We start from the raw sequence: 16,551 nt of genomic DNA on the forward strand, positions 1-16,551 counted from the left end.
GCCGCCCCGCACGTTCCCGTTTTGCTCGACGAAGTGATCGCCGCGCTTAACCCGGGCGAGGGCGATGTGATTGTCGACGCGACCTTCGGCGCCGGTGGCTATTCGCGCGCGATTCTCGATTGCGGTGCGCAAGTTCACGCCTTCGACAGGGATCCCGATGCCATCGCTGCGGGCGCGGCGATGGTGGATGAATTCGCCGGACGACTGACGCTGCACCCGCGGCGCTTTTCCGAGATGGTCGAAACGCTGGCCGCGTCGGGTGTCGCCAAGGTAGATGGCGTGGTGATGGATATCGGCGTCTCGTCGATGCAGCTCGACCAGGCCGAGCGCGGCTTCGCCTTCTCCACCGACGGTCCGCTCGATATGCGGATGAGCCAAGCGGGCGAAAGCGCGGCCGATTTCGTGAACACCGCAGAGGAAAGCGCGATCGCCGACGTGCTCTATCACTATGGCGAGGAGCGCCAGTCGCGCCGCGTCGCGCGCGCGATCGTCGCCGCGCGCCCGCTCGACACCACCGGCGAACTCGCGCGGGTCGTTCGCAAGGCGCTCGGCTACCGGCCCGGCGCGCCCAAGGATCCCGCAACCCGCAGCTTCCAGGCGATCCGCATCCATGTGAATGGCGAACTCGACGAGCTGATCGAAGGTCTCTCAGCCGCCGAGCAGCTGCTGAACCCGGGTGGCCGGCTCGCAGTGGTGTGCTTCCACAGTCTCGAGGACCGCATCGTCAAGCGCTTCCTGCGTGACGCCTCGCAGGCCGAAGCCGGTTCGCGCCATCTGCCGCAGCTGGAAGCGCCGGAGCCGGTGTTCGCCCAGGTCAGCAAGGCGATCCGCCCTTCCGGAGCCGAGATCGCGCGCAATCCCCGCTCGCGTTCCTCGGTACTGCGTTCGGCGGTCCGCACCGCGACGCCGGCGAGAGAGGCAGCCTGATGGCCAGTCGTCCCACCCAGGTGCGCCCGGGTAGCCGCATCCGCCAGATCGGCTGGGCGCTGGTGCTCGGCCTGTGCGTCGCCATCTTCCTGGCGCTGACCTTCAAGGTCAACGCGGTGAAGAGCGAGGTCAGACTGACCGAGCGCAAGATCATCGCGATGGAGCGCGAGACGCTGATGCTCGAAACCGAATTCCAGACCCGCTCCAGTCAGCGTCAACTCGCCACCTGGAACGCGGTCGAGTTCGGCTATGTCGCCCCGAGCGCGCATCACTTCCTGGATGGCGAGCGCCAGCTTGCCAGTCTGGGCCTGCCGCGCGGCCTCGACGCTCCCGACCCGATCCGGGTGGCGCGCAGCGAACCGGCGGTCGAGAAAGAAGGGCTGTTCGCTGAATGGGTCTCGCCCGTCGCCGCTGCCGAACTCGACGGCGGCTCCGGCGAGAACGAAGCGACGCTCGCGGCAGACCTGTCCGATAACGGGGGCAGTCTCGCGCAGCGGCTCGCTCGTTCGTCCAGCGGGTCCTCTCGCCTGTCGGATGCAGGCCAATGAACGAGATGACCGGTTTCGCTCCGATCGGTACTGCTGTCCCGTCTGCTCGTATCCAACTGGTCTCAATCCGTCAGCACTCGCTGGCAGTAGCGAAATTGCGTGTCCTTTGGATCGCGCTGGCATTTGCCTTTGTCGCGCTTCTGGCGCTGATGCGGATCGGCTTTCTTGGCATGTCGGACAACGCCGTGGCCGCGACCTCGCTGGAAGATGCGCTGCTGCCCGATCGCGGCGAAATCGTTGATCGCAATGGTGTGCCGCTGGCGCGCGCCTTCCCTGCCTATGCACTGTGGTTCAATCCCGATGCGCTGGGCGAGGACGGTTCGCCGCTGGTTCGTCCCGCGGCCGATGTGGCGCGGGATCTCAGGGCGATCTTCCCCGAGCTGGATGCGGCGCGGGTCACCCGCGCACTCGCATCGGGCAAGCCGGGCTATCTGCGTCGCCGGGTGCTCCCCGAAGAGGCCAACCGCGTCCAGCAGCTGGGCGAGTTGGCGCTCGAAATGCCGCAGGAAACCGATCGCCATTACCCGCAGGGATCGATGGCGGCGCATATCCTGGGCTACGTCGCCGCCGACGGGCATGGCCGCGTTGGGATGGAACAGGTGCTCGATGAACGGCTGCTCGACCCCTCGCGCCGCGGCAGACCCACGGCGCTAAGCATCGACATGCGCGTCCAGGGTGCGCTCGAGGACGAATTGCGCCGCGGTATGAAGCTCGTCGATGCCAAGGGCGCGGCCGGCATCGTTCTCGATGTCGATACCGGCGAAGTGATGGCCTTGGCGAGCCTGCCGGAATTCGATCCCAACAAGATCGATGCGGTCGGTCAGGAACGGATGTTCAACCGCGTGACCAATCAGGTGTACGAACTGGGTTCGACATTCAAGCCGCTGACCGTAGCCGCAGCGATCGATGTGGGTGTCGTGCGCGATTTCGGTGCCCGTTGGGATGCCTCGCCGGTGAAGATGGGCCGCTACACGATCAGGGACAGTCATTTCCTGGGATCGACACTCAATGTGCCCGAGACGCTGATCCATTCGTCGAACACGGTCACGGCGCGCATCGCAGACGAGCTCGGACCCAAGCGGATGCGGCAGACGATGATCGATCTCGGGATGAACGCGCGGCCTCCTATCGAGCTGCCCGCCAAGGGATTCCCGATCTGGCCGGGCGACAACTGGCCGCGGCTGCGGAACATGAATGTCGGCTTCGGCCATGGTATCGCGGTGACTCCGCTGCATCTTGCCTCGGCGTACGCGGCGATGGTCAACGGCGGGATCATGCGTCCGGCCACGCTCCACAAGCTGGGTGCGGGTGATGTGCCTCAGGGTCGCCGAGTGTTCAAGGCCAGCACCAGCGCCCGCATGCGTCAGCTGATGCGGATGATTGCGATCTTCGGCACAGGGCGCAACGCCGATGCGCCCGGTTTTCGCGTCGGCGGCAAGACCGGTTCGGCGGAGAAGCCCGGAGCGGGCGGCTATCGGCGCACCTCGCTCATCTCGACCTTTGCTGCGGCTTTCCCGATGGATAAGCCCCGCTTTGTCGTCGTCACGATGCTCGACGAACCGCGCGGCACAGTTGCGAGCAGCTTCCAGCGCACCGCCGCATGGAACGCTGCGCCGATCGTCGGCCGGCTGGTGCCACGCATCGGGCCAATGCTTGGCGTCCTGCCTGACGAGACCCGCGACGTCGATATATCCGATCTCCGGCCGCTGGTTCCGGAAGGCAGCCGGTGAAACTCGCGAAAATCTGTACAGCCGCCGGGATCGATTGCGGCCATGACGCCATTGCGGCGAGCGAGGCAACCGTAACCGGCTTCGCCATCGATCACCGCAAGGTGGCGCGCGGGACGGTTTTCGGCGCCTTCCGGGGCGCGCGGGTGAATGGCGAGGACTTCATCGCCGACGCGATCGAGGCTGGCGCGGTGGCAGTGGTCGCGCGGCCGGAGGCGCATGTCGAAGGCGCGCATCACATCGCCAGTCGCGAGCCGCGCCGCGCCTTCGCGCAATTGGCGGCGCGCTTCTTTGCTCCGGTGCCAGCGCATATCGTCGCGGTGACCGGGACGAACGGGAAGACCTCGACAGTCGAGATGACCCGCCAGATCTGGCGGATGGCAGGCGAGCGCGCGGCGAGCATCGGGACGTTGGGTGTCACGACGTCGGACGAGAGCGTTTCGACCGGGCTGACGACACCCGATATCGTTACGTTCCTGAGCAATATGAGCGGGTTGGCGCGCGAGGGCGTCACCCATGTGGCCTATGAGGCCTCGAGCCACGGACTCTCGCAGTTTCGCAACGAAGGCGTGCCGGTCGAGGCGGTGGCGTTTACCAATTTCAGCCGCGACCATCTCGATTACCATGCCGACATGGCCGAGTATTTCGCCGCCAAGATGCGCTTGTTCGACGAGGTCGCCAGCGACGCAGCGCGCGCGGTGGTGTGGGTCGGCACTGGTGATGGCGAATGGACGGCCAAAGCAATCGATCACGCACAGAGGCGCGGATTGGAGCTCTTTACCGTCGGCGAGACCGGCGAGCACATCCGCCTGATCGGGCGCAGCGCCAGCCAGTTGGGGCAGTCGCTGACCATCGAACATGGCGGCGCGAACCGCAACATCACCCTGCCGTTGATCGGCGCCTACCAGGTTGCCAACGCGCTGACCGCTGCCGGACTGGCGCTGGCCAGCGGGATCGATCCAGCGCGGGTCTGGGACGCGGTGGCGCGGCTCCAGCCGGTGCGCGGTCGGCTCGAACGCGCGGTCATCACGCCGCAGGGGGCGCCGGTCTATGTCGATTATGCGCACACGCCCGACGCCATCGAAGCGGCGATCGTGGCGCTGCGCCCGCATGTGAAGGGACGGTTGATCACCGTCTTCGGTGCGGGCGGCGATCGCGATCACGGCAAGCGCGGGCCGATGGGCGAGGTCGCCTCGCGGGCATCGGATGTGGTGATTGTTACCGACGACAATCCGCGTGGCGAGGAAGCGGGGGAAATCCGCCGCGAGGTGATGGCGGGAACCGCTGCCAACGCGCACGAGGTCGCCGGACGCCGCGCCGCCATCGCCGAGGCGGTGGGTATGGCGGAGCGCGACGACATCGTCCTGATCGCGGGCAAGGGACACGAACGCGGCCAGATCGTGGGATCGGGCGAGAACGAGAGAGTGCTGCCCTTCGACGATGTCGAAGTGGCCCGCGAATGTGCGGCGGCGGCGAATGACGGCAATTGGGGTAACGATACATGAGCGCAGCGCTGATCCGCCATCCGGCCATGAAGGCCTGGCCGATTTTTCCCTCCGACCAGCTGCCGCTGGCGCTGTGGGACGCCGCCGCGATCGCCGAGGCGACCGGCGGCGCGGCGAGCGGCGAGTTCCAGGTCTCGGGCGTCGAGACCGATTCGCGCGATGTCCGCAACGGCGATCTCTTCGTCGCGCTCAAGGGCGAGGCCATGGACGGCCACCGCTTTCTCGACGCGGCTTTTGCAAATGGCGCGAGCGCTGCACTGGTCGACCGTCCGGTGGCCTATCCGCATATCCTGGTGACCGACACCACCGCCGCCCTCCACGCGCTGGCCGCGGCCGCGCGCAATCGCGGCGAGGCGACAGTCGTCGGGGTAACCGGGTCGGTCGGCAAGACCGGGGTCAAGGAAGCGATCTTCGCCGCGCTCGAGCGTTCGAGCCGCGGGCAGGCGCATCGTTCGATCCGCAGCTACAACAATCATGTCGGCGTGCCGCTCAGCCTGGCGCGGATGCCCGCGCGCAGCCGGTTCGGCGTGTTCGAGATGGGGATGAACCATGCGGGCGAGATCGCGACGCTCACGCAGCACGTCCGTCCGCATGTCGCGGTCGTCACCACCATCGCGCCCGCGCATATCGAAAACCTCGGCAGCGAAGAAGCGATCGCGGATGCCAAGGCGGAGATCTTCGCCGGGCTCGCACCGGGCGGCGTCGCGGTTATCCCCGCCGACAGCCCGCATTTCGAGCGATTGCGCGCCCATGCGGATCAGGCCGGCGCGACGATCGTCTCGTTCGGTCGTGCCCGTCATGCAACCATGCGGTTGCTCGATGCGATCCCCAGCGCCAATGGCGGCTCGCTGGTCACCTGCGAATATCCCGATGGCCGGATGTGTTTCACCGTCGCCGAGCCGGGCGAGCACTGGATCGCCAATGCGCTCGCGGTAATGGCTGCGGTGCTCGCCTGCGGCGGTGATCTGGCCGCTGCCGGGTTGGCGCTTGCAGAGATGGGTGGACTCAAGGGGCGCGGCGCACGCCATCAGGTCGCGGCGCCCGGCGGCAGGGCGCTGCTTATCGACGAGAGCTACAACGCCAACCCCGCCAGCATGCGCGCCACGCTGGCGCAATTGGGTGCAACCCCCGCTGTCCGCCGGGTTGCGGTCCTCGGCGCGATGAAGGAGTTGGGCGATTTCGGCCCCGCGTTCCACGCCCAGCTCGCCGAACCGCTGGTCGCCGCCGAAATCGACCACGCCATCCTCGTGGGCGCCGAGATGATCCCGCTCGCGCGCGAGTTGGGGAAAGGTGCCGGACTTCCGCTTGGCTTTTCAGGCAGTTTCACCCATTGCGACAGCGCTGCAGACGCGATCGGGGCGCTGGAGGATTTCGCAATCGTCGCCGGCGATGCGATCCTCGTCAAAGGGTCCAACTCGATCGGACTTGGCAGAGTGGTGGAACACCTCACGCGCCGGGAAGGCTGAATGCTCTATCTGCTGGCACAATGGTTTGAATTCGAAGGAATTTTCAACCTAGTCCGATATCAGACCGCGCGTGCGGGGGCGACCCTGCTGACCGCGCTGCTCATCGGCCTGATCATCGGTCCGCGCTTCATCGCCATGCTCCGCGTGCGCCAGGGCAAGGGCCAGCCGATCCGCGAGGACGGCCCGCAGACGCATCTGGCCAAGCGCGGGACGCCGACGATGGGCGGGCTGATGATCCTCACCTCGCTGTTCTTCTCGCTGCTGCTGTGGATGGACCTTTCGAACCCCTTCATCTGGGCCTGCATCGCAGTCACCGCCGGCTTCGGCCTGATCGGTTTCCTCGACGATTACGACAAGGTCTCGAAGTCGAGCCACAAGGGTGTTTCGGGCAAGATGCGGCTGCTGCTCGAATTTCTCGTCGCAGGGATCGCCAGCTGGATCGTGGTCGGACAGATCAACACCTTCCTCTACATCCCTTTCTTCAACAATCTCGGCGTCGAGCTGGGCTATTTCTACTACATCTTCGCCGCCTTCGTAATCGTGGGCGCGGGCAATGCGGTGAACCTGACCGACGGGCTGGACGGGCTCGCCACCATGCCGGTGATTATCGCCGCAGGGACTTTCGCTCTCATCGCCTATCTGGTCGGCCGGGTCGATTATTCGGAATATCTCGGCATTCCGCATGTCGCGGGCGCAGGCGAGCTGGCGATCTTTTGTGCCGCGATCATCGGCGCAGGACTCGCCTTCCTGTGGTTCAATGCGCCGCCAGCAGCGGTGTTCATGGGCGACACCGGGAGCCTCGCGCTGGGCGGCGCCCTTGGCGCGATCGCGGTGGCGACGCATCACGAGATCGTTCTGGGTGTGGTCGGCGGGCTGTTCGTGTTCGAGGCGCTGTCGGTCATCATCCAGGTGTTCTGGTTCAAGCGTACCGGGAAACGGGTGTTCCGGATGGCGCCGATCCATCACCATTTCGAGCAATTGGGCTGGAGCGAGAGCAAGGTCGTGATCCGCTTCTGGATCGTCGCCATCGTGCTCGCGATCCTGGGGCTGGCTACGCTGAAGCTGCGATGATCGTCAGCCCCGCCTGGTCCGGCAAGAAGTTTGCCGTTCTCGGCCTGGCCCGCTCGGGCAAGGCTACGGTAGAGGCGTTGCTGGCGGGCGGAGCCCATGTGCTCGCCTGGGACGCGAGGCCGGAAGCGCGCGAGCCCTTCGACGGGCGGGCGATGCTCGCCGATCCGCTCGAGGCGGACCTGACCGGTTACGACGGCGTGGTGGTCAGCCCCGGCGTTCCGCTCAACACGCATCCCATCGCGGGCCATGGGGCGAAATTCGGCGTGCCGGTGATCGGCGATATCGAGCTTTTCGCGCAGTCGCGCGCGCATCTGCCGCAGCACAAGGTGGTCGGGATCACCGGCACCAATGGCAAGAGCACCACCACCGCGCTGATCCATCATATCCTCAAGACCGCGGGCGTGCCGACCACCATGGGCGGCAATATCGGCCTGCCGATCCTCGAGCAGGAGCCGCTGCCCGAGGGTGGGGTCTATGTGCTGGAGTTGTCGAGTTATCAGATCGATTTGACGTTCAGCCTCGACTGCAATGTGGCGGTGTTGCTCAATGTGACCCCGGATCACCTGGATCGCTACGACAGTTTCGAGGCTTATGCGGCGAGCAAGGCGCGGCTATTTGCAATGCAAGGTGACGAGCGGGTCGCCATCGTCGATTATCGGTCCGAAGCCGACGAGGACGTTCTGTTGAACGCGCCGGAGAACACATTCATTCAGTTCATCGATGATGTGAACGTACTCGACCGGCAGGCGGACTGGCCATCGCTGCAGGGGCCACACAATCTCGCCAATGCCAAGGCAGCGGTTGCAGTTTGCCGTGCTCTCGAGCTTGCTGATCCAGCCAATGCGGAAGGGCTGCGCACTTTCCGCGGCCTCCCGCACCGCATGGAGCGGGTAGAGGAAATCTCCGGCGTCGCTTATGTCAACGACAGCAAGGGGACCAACACCGCCGCCACCGCGCCGGCGCTGGCAGCGTTCGGCAACATCCACTGGATCCTCGGCGGGCTCGCCAAGGAGCCCGGCCTCGGCGAATGCGAGGTGCAGCTTGGCCATGTGAAGGCCGTCTACACCATCGGCAGCGCCGGGCCCGGGTTCGCCGCTCTGCTCGAGTCTCACGTGCCCGTCACGCGCAGCGAAACACTCGATCGCGCGGTCCGCGATGCCGCCGCCGCCGCCGAGCCGGGCGATACCGTCCTGCTCAGCCCGGCCTGCGCCAGCTTCGACCAGTTCGCCGATTTCGAAGCGCGCGGCGAGGCCTTCCGCGCCGCTGTGAAGGAGCTCGCGGCATGAACCAGCAGCGGCCCTTCGTTCCCGGTGCCGGGCGGCGTGCGCCGCGACTGGCGCAGCAGAAGCTGTCGCGCTGGTCGGAGCTGAAGATCTGGTGGCGCGAGGTCGACCGGGTGTTGCTCGGGCTCGTCCTGGCGCTGATGGCCTTTGGCGCGGTCGCGGTGGCGGCAGCCTCGCCCGCGACCGCCGACCGGCTTTCGACCACTGCCGTCACCCTCGATCCGCTCTATTTCTTCTACCGGCACCTGGTCTGGCAAATGGTCGCGCTCGCGGTGCTGCTGATCGTGTCGATGTTCGACCGCAGCAATGCGCGCCGTTTCGGTCTGGTGCTGGCCGCGCTGATGCTCGGCGCATTGTTCCTCGTTCCTGTGATCGGTTCGGAGGTAAACGGGGCAACGCGCTGGCTGGAATTCGGCATTCGCTTCCAGCCCAGCGAATTCCTCAAGCCAGGGTTTGTCATCGCCACTGCCTGGGTGCTCGCCTGGCGGATGCGCGACCCCAATTTGCCGGTGGTGGCGCTGACCTTTGTCGCGTTGTGCGCGATTTCCCTGCTGTTGATGATGCAGCCCAACCTGGGCGACACCTTGCTCTTCGTCGGTGTGTGGTTCGTGATGGTCCTGCTCGCCGGGGTTCCGGTGCAGCGGATGGGAGCGCTGGCGGGAATAGGAGTCGTGGCACTCATCGCAACCTATTTCCTCTACGACAACGCGCGCCACCGGATCGATTCCTTCTTCGGTGGCGGAACCGCCTACGACCAGGTCGATCTCGCCGAACGCACGCTGCTGGCGGGCGGCTGGACCGGTAGCGGCTATGGCCTCGGCATTCGCAAGATGAACCTGCCCGAGGCGCACACCGATTACATCTTCTCCGTAATCGGGGAAGAATTCGGGCTTATCGTTTGCGGGCTGGTGGCGATCACCTATCTCGCGATCATGGTCCGAGTGCTGATGAAGCTTGTCGACGAAGACGATCTGTTCGCCCTGTTGGCGGGGGCGGGTCTGGTGACGCTGTTCGGCGGGCAAGCGTTCATCAACATGCTGGTGAATCTGCAGCTGTTCCCATCCAAGGGGATGACGCTGCCGCTGGTCAGCTATGGCGGCTCCTCCACTATCGCCATCTGCTTGACCGTGGGGCTGCTGCTCGCGATCACCAGGCGCAACCCCTACCTCAAGCGCGAGACCCGAGGGTTGGCCGACTTGCTCGGTCTTGCGGAACGGCCCGACCCAAGCCCCGTCGATACCATCCGACGCGAGATTCATCCATGACCGGCTCCAACCGCCACTATGTACTCGCCGCAGGCGGTACCGGGGGGCACCTGCTTCCCGCCTTCGCTCTCGCCACCGAACTAGAGCGGCGCGGGCATCATGTCGCGTTGATCACCGATGCGCGCGGCGAGCAGATTCCCGGTCGTCCCGACTTCCTCACCACCCATGTCCTGCCCGCCGGCCGGTTCGGCAAGAACCCGCTCAAGTGGTTTACAGGTGCGCGGGCGGTGCTGCAGGGCCGCAAGATGGCGCTGCGGCTCTACGAAAGCTTCGCCCCAAGCGCGGTGGTCGGATTCGGCGGCTATCCTTCGCTGCCCGCGCTGCTTGCCTCGTCCTCGGCGGGAATCCCGAGCGTTCTGCACGAACAGAACGCAGTGCTAGGCCGCGTCAATCGCCTGCTCGCGGGGCGGGTGCAGGCGATCGCCACGGCCTATCCCGAGATCGAGCGGCTGAAGGACAAGCATCGCGCCAAGGTTGCACTCGTCGGCAATCCGGTGCGAGCGCCGGTGCTGGGTCTGCGCGAGGAGGAGTTCCCGCCGCTGGGCGAGGAAGGCCTGCTGCGTGTCCTCGTCACGGGTGGCAGCCAGGGCGCGCGGATCTTGAGCGAAGTGGTGCCCGACGGTCTCGCCATGCTTCCGCCTGCGGTGCGCCAGCGGCTGCAGGTCACCCAGCAGTGCCGCGCCGAAGATCTCGACGCCGTGCGCGAGCGCTATCGCACGCACGACATCCCCGCCGAACTCGGCACCTATTTCGAAGACATGGCGACCCGGCTGGGCGACGCGCATCTGTTCATCGGTCGCGCGGGGGCCTCGACCATCGCCGAACTCACCGCGGTGGGACGACCCGCGATCCTGATCCCGCTCCCGATCGCCACGGACGACCACCAGGCAGCCAATACCCGCGAAATGACCAGGGCCGGCGGCGCGCGGATGATCCGTCAGGAGCGGTTCGGTGCCAAGGAACTGGCCAAGCAGATCATGGCGCTGGCCGACAATCCCGAGGGCCTCGTCAAGGCCGCGCATGCCGCATGGAACTGCGGACGGCCCGATGCGGTTGGGGATCTCGCCGATCTGGTGGAGGGCTTCGGGGGAGCCGATATGATGGATGTGATCCGCGTCGGCGCGAACAACGCGCGCGGTGCTTCGCAGGGCGTTCGCGCAGGACAGAACGCAGCACGGGAGCGCGGTAAATGAAGGGCGTCCCCACCGAAATCGGCACGATCCATTTCATCGGCATCGGCGGGATCGGCATGTCCGGCATCGCCGAGGTGATGGATAACCTCGGCTACAAGGTTCAGGGCTCCGATCTCAGAGAGAGCCCCACCATCGAGCGCCTCCGCGGCAGGGGCATGAAGGTGGCGATCGGCCATGCGCCCGAGAATGTGGAAGGCGTCTCGGTCGTGGTCACGTCCACTGCGGTCAGGCGGACCAACCCCGAAGTCGAATACGCGCTTGAAAACCGCATCCCGGTGGTCCGCCGCGCGGAGATGCTGGCCGAGCTGATGCGGCTCAAATCCACCATCGCGGTGGCGGGCACCCACGGCAAGACCACCACCACCAGCATGATCGCCGCGCTGCTCGACAGCGGCGGGGTGGATCCCACGGTGATCAACGGCGGGATCATCGAGCAATATGGCTCCAACGCGCGGCTGGGCGATAGCGACTGGATGGTGGTGGAGGCCGACGAGAGCGACGGCAGCTTCCTGCGGCTCGACGGGACCATCGCGGTGGTCACCAATATCGACCCCGAGCATCTCGACCATTACGGCGATTTCGACGGGGTGAAAGACGCCTTCGTCGAATTCATCCACAACGTCCCCTTCTACGGCGCGGCGATCCTGTGCATCGACCATCCCGAAGTGCAGGCGGTGATCGGCAAGGTACGCGATCGCCGCGTGGTGACCTACGGCTTTTCGCTCCAGGCCGACATCTGCGGCGTCAATGTGCGCCCCGATACCGGCGGCAATTGCTTCGACGTGATCGTGCGCCAGCGTGGTGAGGAGGACCGCCGGATCGAGGGGGTGCGTCTGCCGATGCCCGGGCGTCACAACGTCCAAAACGCGCTCGCCGCGATCGCGGTGGCGATCGAGATGGGCTGTTCGGATGAAGTGATCTGCAGCGGGTTTGCCAATTTCGGCGGGGTGCGGCGGCGCTTTACCAAGGTGGGCGAGGTCGGCGGCGCGACGATCATCGACGATTACGCCCATCACCCGGTGGAAATCCGGGCGGTGCTCGGCGCTGCGCGCGAGGCCGCGACGGGCCGCGTGATCGCGGTGATGCAGCCGCATCGCTACACCCGGCTTAGCGATCTGATGGATGATTTCCAAAGCTGCTTCAACGAAGCCGACGAGGTGCTGGTCACCCCCGTCTATGAAGCGGGGGAGGAGCCGATTACGGGCGTTTCTTCCGAAGCGCTGGTCGCGGGGATGAAGTCGCGCGGCCACCGCTCGGCCGCCACGGTGGAGGACGAGGAGGATCTGTCGCAGACGTTGGCCGACAAGGTCGGCGAAGGCGATATCGTCGTCTGCCTGGGTGCGGGAGATATCACCCGCTGGGCCGCCGGGCTCGCCGATGCGATCGCCGCCAAGCGAGGCGGGCGATGAGCGGTCAGGCCGACGATGTTTGGAACTACGACAGCGGCTCGGCTCCGGGTGGCGAGGTCGCGAGCGGCGGCGATGCCCCGATTTCGATGGAAGGCCTCTCCGGCAAGCTGACGCAGGATGCCCCGCTCGCGAAGCTCGTCTGGTTCAAGGCGGGCGGCACTGCCGACTGGCTCTTCGAACCTGCGGACGCCGATGAGCTGCGGACCTTTCTCGAGCGGCTCGAGGGGAGCCTTCCGATCATGGCGCTGGGGCTGGGCTCCAATCTCATCGTCCGCGATGGTGGGGTTCCCGGCGTTGTGGTCAAGCTGGGCAAGCCTTTCGCCGGGGTCGAGGTGCAGGACGATCACGTGCTCGCCTGCGGGGCGGGGGCGCATGGTATTCTCGTCGCCAGCACAGCGCGCGATGCGGGTGTGGCCGGGCTTGAATTCCTCCGTGGGATTCCCGGCACCGTCGGCGGGTTCGTGCGGATGAACGGCGGTGCCTATGGCCGCGAAGTCGGTGACATCCTGATCGATTGCGACGTGGTGATGCCCGATGGCCGGTGCCACAATCTGCCCGCTTCGGACCTGCAATATTCCTACCGCCATTCGGCGCTTCCAGCCGGTGCGGTCGTGATTGGCGCGCGTTTTCAGGGCGAGCCTGGCGATCCCGATGCGATCGGCGCCGAGATGGACCGGATCGCGCAGGCGCGCGAGCAATCGCAGCCCGTGCGGACCAAGACGGGCGGTTCCACCTTCAAGAACCCGCCCGGCTATAGGGCCTGGGAACTGGTCGATGCAGCAGGCTGCCGCGGCCTGACGATGGGCGGTGCGCAGGTGAGCGAGAAGCACACCAATTTTCTTATCAATACCGGCGATGCCACCGGTGCCGAGATCGAGGGACTGGGGGAAGAGGTGAAGCGTCGCGTCTACGAAAATTGCGGAGTCGAACTCGAGTGGGAAATCCAGCGGGTGGGTCGGCCATGACCCTCGATCGCAAGCTCCACGTCGCCGTGCTGATGGGCGGCTGGGCCAATGAGCGCGAGGTTTCGCTGATGTCGGGCGAAGGCGTCGCCAGCGCGCTCGAGGAGCGCGGCCATCGCGTCACCCGGATCGACATGGATCGCGAGGTCGCCGCGCGCATCGCCGAGGCGGCGCCCGACATCGTCTTCAATGCGCTCCACGGCGTCCCGGGCGAGGATGGCACCGTCCAGGGAATGCTCGACCTGATGGGTGTTCTCTACACCCATTCCGGTCTCGCCGCATCGGTGGTCGCCATCGACAAGCAGCTGACCAAGCAGGTGCTCGGCAGCCATGGGCTGCCCTTCCCCGGGGGACGGATCGTCGCGACCGAAGAAATCCACGAGTGCGACCCGCTGCCGCGCCCCTATGTTTTGAAGCCCGTCAACGAAGGATCCTCGGTCGGGGTTGCGATCGTCACCGACGAGGCGAATTACGGCAATCCAATCGACCCTTCCTCCGCAGGTCCATGGCAGCAGTTCGACCGGCTGCTCGCCGAACCCTTCATCCGGGGCCGGGAACTAACGACCGCGGTAATCGACACCGCAGAGGGATCTCGTGCTCTGATGGTCACCGAACTGGTGCCTAAGTCGGGTTTCTACGATTTCGCCGCCAAATACACCGATGGCATGACCGAACACGTTTGCCCGGCGCAGATTCCCGAGCCGATCGCCGCTCTGTGCCGCGAATATGCGCTCAAGGCGCATGTCCTGCTGGGTTGCGAAGGCACCAGCCGCACCGATTTTCGCTGGGACGACGAACGCGGCGAGGACGGGCTGTTCCTGCTCGAGACCAACACCCAACCGGGCATGACTCCGCTCAGCCTGGTCCCCGAACAGGCGCGCCACTCGGGCATCGAGTATGGCGAGCTGGTCGAGATGATCATCTCCGCCGCGCTCCGCAAGGAAGCGGGAGAACAGGCGCGAGGCCAAGCGCGCAAGGCGGCATCCGATGGCTAAGGTCACCCGCTCGGTCACGGGGGTGCGCCGTTCGGCCGCCACCCGCAACCGGCATCAGAAGACCCGCGCCGCGCGCAAACGCACCGTCACGCTGTTCGATCGAATCATGGCGCTGCTGCCCTTCACCGACGAGCAGTTGCACAAGATATTCTTGTTCCTGATCATGGTCGCGGCGCTTGCGGCAGCCTGGTTGGTCGCGAGCCTCGCGGGCGTGCCGCAGATGGCGCAGGCCCGGATGGCGGTCGCCGCTTCGAATGCCGGTTTCGAAGTCCACAAAGTCAAGGTGACCGGCGTCGAACGAATGAACGAACTCAAGGTCTACGAGCGCGCGCTGGCCGAGCGCAACCGACCGATGCCGCTGGTCGATCTGCAGGCGGTTCGTGCTCGGTTGCTCGACCTGTCCTGGGTCCAGGATGCTCGTGTCTCTCGCCAGCTGCCCGATACGCTGATCGTCGATATCGTCGAACGCAAGGAACACGCGGTATTGGCAAAACCAGGCCGCTTGATGTTGATCGATGCGCAAGGGCACGAACTCGAACCTGTCTCGCGGGCCGATGCGCGGGACAAGCTGCTGATCGAGGGACCGGGCGCGCAGAAGCAGGTCGCCGCACTCGACGATCTGCTGAACGCCGCGCCGGCATTGAAGCCAAAGGTGGCCGAGGCCGAATGGGTCGGCAACCGACGCTGGAACCTGACCTTCAAGAGCGGTCAGGTGCTGGCGCTTCCCGAGGAAAGGGCCCCTGCGGCGCTGGTCCGGTTCGCGACGCTCGACGGACGCCATCGCCTGCTCGGCGGGCGCGCGACTGCGATCGACATGCGGGTCGCCGACCAAGCCTATTTTCGGTGCAGCAACGGACCGTGCAATCTGGGCCAGCTAGTCAAGACCGAAGAGTGATGGCCGGACCGCGCATCATCCGCGCCTTTGCGGCGATCAACATCGGCTCCTTCCGGATCTCGGCCATGATCATGGGCGAGGACGAGAACGGAGCGATGGTGGTGCTGGGCTCCAGCCACCGCAAAAGCGAGGGCGTCAAGCGCGGCTATATCACCGAGATGCGCGCCGCCAGCCATGCGATCCGCCAGGCGGTCGAGAAAGCCGAGCAGAACGCCGGTACCAATGTTTCCAGCGTCTGGATCGGCTGCGCCGGAGCTGGGCTCTACAGCCGCATCGCCAGCGTCGAGATCGCCATCGGCGGGCGGCGGATCGAGGACGACGATATCGAGCATCTGCTTTATGCGGCACGCGATCACATCCAGCCGGACGGGCGGATGGTCCTCCATGCCCAGCCGGCGCATTACACGCTCGACGGCGCGCATGGGATCGCCAATCCTCAGGGCCTCCATGCCGAAGCGCTGGGCGTCGATATCCACGTTACCCTGGCTGAAGGCGCGCCGGTCAAGAACCTGATCGAGGCGGTGCAGATGGCGCATCTCGAGGTCGAGGCGGTGGTGGCGAGCCCGCTCGCCAGCGCCTATGCCTGCCTCAGCCCGGAGGAGCGCGATCTGGGTGTGGCGCTGATCGAGATCGGCGCAGAGGTGACCAATGTGTCGGTTCATGCGGCGGGAATGCTGCTGGGGCTCACCTCGATCCCGATCGGTTCGAACGATATCACCGATGCCCTCGCCTCGAGCTTCGGGATCCGTCGCAGTCAGGCCGAGCGTCTCAAATGCGTGTCGGGTTCGGCGATGAGCAGCCCGACCGATCACCGCGAGATGATCCCGGTCAACGCTCCGGGCGAAGGGCCTGGGGAGGGCAGGGGCGAAGGCGCGGGGGGCCGGTTGGCGCGCGGCGCCGACGAGCATAACCGCATTCCGCGCGCCGAACTGGTGGCGGTCGTGACCGAGCGGCTGTCCAGCCTGACCGGCGAAATTCACAAATCGCTCAAATCGATGGGCTTTTCGGGCGCGCGCAGCGGGCAGGTGGTGCTCACCGGGGGCGGTGCCGAATTGCACGGAATCGCCGAATTCATGCAGGCCGCGCTTGGCCGGCCGGTGCGGATCGGAAAGCCGCCGCGTCTGCAGGGCCTGCCAGAAGCCCACGCCACCCCCGGTTTCGCGACGCTGGCGGGGCTCGGTCTCTACGCCGCCGACGACCCGGTCGATATCCGTTCGGTCGGTCCGAGCTATCAGCCGACGCGGCGCTATCGCGGGATGGCTCTGATCAATCGCGTGTTCCAGGCGGTCCGAGAGTATTTCTGAG

General features: G+C 66.0%; 14 protein-coding genes. All 14 read left to right on the forward strand.

Annotated features, from left to right (window positions below; translation table 11 throughout):
• Nucleotides 1-33: 33 nt before the first annotated feature.
• The 14 genes from rsmH (at nt 34) to ftsA (ending at nt 16,550) form a co-directional block, all read left to right on the forward strand.
• Nucleotides 34-927: a 16S rRNA (cytosine(1402)-N(4))-methyltransferase RsmH gene (gene rsmH, locus Q9K01_RS04565; RefSeq protein WP_422785292.1), complete on the forward strand. Its 894-nt coding sequence runs from the start codon at nt 34-36 to the stop codon at nt 925-927.
• The gene (locus Q9K01_RS04570; RefSeq protein ID WP_305929008.1) at nt 927-1,475 is read left to right on the forward strand and encodes a hypothetical protein; all 549 of its coding nucleotides are present in this window, start codon (nt 927-929) and stop codon (nt 1,473-1,475) included. The genes rsmH and Q9K01_RS04570 overlap by 1 nt, the downstream gene beginning before the upstream one ends.
• A complete protein-coding gene (locus Q9K01_RS04575) occupies nt 1,472-3,205 on the forward strand; it encodes a peptidoglycan D,D-transpeptidase FtsI family protein (RefSeq protein ID WP_305929009.1) in 1,734 nt (577 codons plus the stop codon). Before Q9K01_RS04570 ends, Q9K01_RS04575 begins: the two co-directional genes overlap by 4 nt.
• Nucleotides 3,202-4,707 carry a UDP-N-acetylmuramoyl-L-alanyl-D-glutamate--2,6-diaminopimelate ligase gene (locus Q9K01_RS04580; RefSeq protein ID WP_305929010.1) on the forward strand — a complete coding sequence of 502 codons (1,506 nt, stop codon included), beginning with the start codon at nt 3,202-3,204 and terminating at the stop codon, nt 4,705-4,707. The genes Q9K01_RS04575 and Q9K01_RS04580 overlap by 4 nt, the downstream gene beginning before the upstream one ends.
• Entirely contained in the window at nt 4,704-6,173 is a 1,470-nt protein-coding gene (locus Q9K01_RS04585; RefSeq protein ID WP_305929011.1) for a UDP-N-acetylmuramoyl-tripeptide--D-alanyl-D-alanine ligase, read from the forward strand. The genes Q9K01_RS04580 and Q9K01_RS04585 overlap by 4 nt, the downstream gene beginning before the upstream one ends.
• Nucleotides 6,174-7,244, forward strand: a complete 1,071-nt coding sequence (gene mraY, locus Q9K01_RS04590; protein WP_305929012.1) for a phospho-N-acetylmuramoyl-pentapeptide-transferase — start codon at nt 6,174-6,176, stop codon at nt 7,242-7,244. It begins immediately after the preceding gene.
• Entirely contained in the window at nt 7,241-8,530 is a 1,290-nt protein-coding gene (gene murD / locus Q9K01_RS04595; RefSeq protein WP_305929013.1) for a UDP-N-acetylmuramoyl-L-alanine--D-glutamate ligase, read from the forward strand. Before mraY ends, murD begins: the two co-directional genes overlap by 4 nt.
• Nucleotides 8,527-9,792: an FtsW/RodA/SpoVE family cell cycle protein gene (locus Q9K01_RS04600; protein ID WP_305929014.1), complete on the forward strand. Its 1,266-nt coding sequence runs from the start codon at nt 8,527-8,529 to the stop codon at nt 9,790-9,792. Before murD ends, Q9K01_RS04600 begins: the two co-directional genes overlap by 4 nt.
• A complete protein-coding gene (murG, locus tag Q9K01_RS04605) occupies nt 9,789-10,985 on the forward strand; it encodes an undecaprenyldiphospho-muramoylpentapeptide beta-N-acetylglucosaminyltransferase (RefSeq protein ID WP_305929015.1) in 1,197 nt (398 codons plus the stop codon). The genes Q9K01_RS04600 and murG overlap by 4 nt, the downstream gene beginning before the upstream one ends.
• Entirely contained in the window at nt 10,982-12,394 is a 1,413-nt protein-coding gene (murC, locus tag Q9K01_RS04610) for a UDP-N-acetylmuramate--L-alanine ligase (RefSeq protein ID WP_305929016.1), read from the forward strand. The genes murG and murC overlap by 4 nt, the downstream gene beginning before the upstream one ends.
• A gap of 86 nt (nt 12,395-12,480) precedes the next feature.
• Nucleotides 12,481-13,359, forward strand: coding sequence for a UDP-N-acetylmuramate dehydrogenase (gene murB, locus Q9K01_RS04615; RefSeq protein WP_305929181.1), 879 nt, complete (start codon nt 12,481-12,483; stop codon nt 13,357-13,359).
• Nucleotides 13,356-14,351, forward strand: coding sequence for a D-alanine--D-alanine ligase (locus tag Q9K01_RS04620; protein ID WP_305929017.1), 996 nt, complete (start codon nt 13,356-13,358; stop codon nt 14,349-14,351). Before murB ends, Q9K01_RS04620 begins: the two co-directional genes overlap by 4 nt.
• On the forward strand, nt 14,344-15,246 hold the full coding sequence (locus tag Q9K01_RS04625; RefSeq protein WP_305929018.1) for a cell division protein FtsQ/DivIB: 903 nt from the start codon (nt 14,344-14,346) through the stop codon (nt 15,244-15,246). The genes Q9K01_RS04620 and Q9K01_RS04625 overlap by 8 nt, the downstream gene beginning before the upstream one ends.
• Complete coding sequence (gene ftsA, locus Q9K01_RS04630; RefSeq protein ID WP_305929019.1) at nt 15,246-16,550, forward strand: cell division protein FtsA; 1,305 nt, start codon at nt 15,246-15,248, stop codon at nt 16,548-16,550. The genes Q9K01_RS04625 and ftsA overlap by 1 nt, the downstream gene beginning before the upstream one ends.
• The last annotated feature ends 1 nt before the right edge of the window (nt 16,551 follow it).

The organism is Qipengyuania benthica, assembly GCF_030717865.1.
Classification (GTDB): Bacteria; Pseudomonadota; Alphaproteobacteria; order Sphingomonadales; family Sphingomonadaceae; genus Qipengyuania; species Qipengyuania benthica.

Coding starts and splice junctions, on each gene's coding strand:
- Q9K01_RS04570 (WP_305929008.1), top strand. CDS start 927: ATGGCCAGTCGTCCCACCCAGGTGCGCCCGGGTAGCCGCATCCGCCAG.
- Q9K01_RS04575 (WP_305929009.1), top strand. CDS start 1,472: ATGAACGAGATGACCGGTTTCGCTCCGATCGGTACTGCTGTCCCGTCT.
- Q9K01_RS04585 (WP_305929011.1), top strand. CDS start 4,704: ATGAGCGCAGCGCTGATCCGCCATCCGGCCATGAAGGCCTGGCCGATT.
- mraY (WP_305929012.1), top strand. CDS start 6,174: ATGCTCTATCTGCTGGCACAATGGTTTGAATTCGAAGGAATTTTCAAC.
- murD (WP_305929013.1), top strand. CDS start 7,241: ATGATCGTCAGCCCCGCCTGGTCCGGCAAGAAGTTTGCCGTTCTCGGC.
- Q9K01_RS04600 (WP_305929014.1), top strand. CDS start 8,527: ATGAACCAGCAGCGGCCCTTCGTTCCCGGTGCCGGGCGGCGTGCGCCG.
- murG (WP_305929015.1), top strand. CDS start 9,789: ATGACCGGCTCCAACCGCCACTATGTACTCGCCGCAGGCGGTACCGGG.
- murC (WP_305929016.1), top strand. CDS start 10,982: ATGAAGGGCGTCCCCACCGAAATCGGCACGATCCATTTCATCGGCATC.
- murB (WP_305929181.1), top strand. CDS start 12,481: ATGGAAGGCCTCTCCGGCAAGCTGACGCAGGATGCCCCGCTCGCGAAG.
- Q9K01_RS04620 (WP_305929017.1), top strand. CDS start 13,356: ATGACCCTCGATCGCAAGCTCCACGTCGCCGTGCTGATGGGCGGCTGG.
- Q9K01_RS04625 (WP_305929018.1), top strand. CDS start 14,344: ATGGCTAAGGTCACCCGCTCGGTCACGGGGGTGCGCCGTTCGGCCGCC.
- ftsA (WP_305929019.1), top strand. CDS start 15,246: ATGGCCGGACCGCGCATCATCCGCGCCTTTGCGGCGATCAACATCGGC.